Origin of the sequence: Neobacillus niacini, from assembly GCF_023715785.1 — a bacterium.
Classification (GTDB): Bacteria; Bacillota; Bacilli; order Bacillales; family Cytobacillaceae; genus Neobacillus; species Neobacillus niacini_E.
On sequence record NZ_JAMBOX010000064.1, the window covers coordinates 1 to 473 of the forward strand.

Consider the following 473-nt stretch of genomic DNA (forward strand, 5'->3'; position numbering starts at 1 on the left):
GGATGATGAACGGCCCTATGATCATCCTCCCGGCAGCAACTACAACCGTTACCCATCTCCCAAAAAAGGAACGCTGTTTTACTTTGATCCAAACACTTTGGAAGCAGAAGGCTGGAAGAAACTGGGCCTGCGGGACAAAACCGTGGCTACAATTCTCAATTTCAGAAACAAGGGTGGAAAGTTTCGTCAGCCCGAAGATATTAAGAAGATATGGGGTCTTTTCCCGGATGAGGCGGAAAGACTAGTGCCCTACGTACGTATTACCGCAACTTCGGATGAATTATCTGCGAATAAGTATTCCAATGATTTTTCGGAAGGAAAAAAATACGAAACCCGTAAAACATATTCAACTGTTGATATAAACAATTCCGACAGCAGTAGCTGGATTGCCTTGCCGGGCATTGGCAGTAAGTTATCTCAACGCATCATCAATTTCAGGAATAAATTAGGCGGTTTCTATGCTGTTAACCAGG

The 473-nt window shown here is 44.0% G+C and carries 1 protein-coding gene; it reads left to right on the top strand.

The window, feature by feature from the left end:
- Positions 1–473, top strand: a 473-nt coding sequence (locus M3234_RS28845) for a ComEA family DNA-binding protein (RefSeq protein ID WP_262307930.1), incomplete at both ends; no start/stop codon positions are given.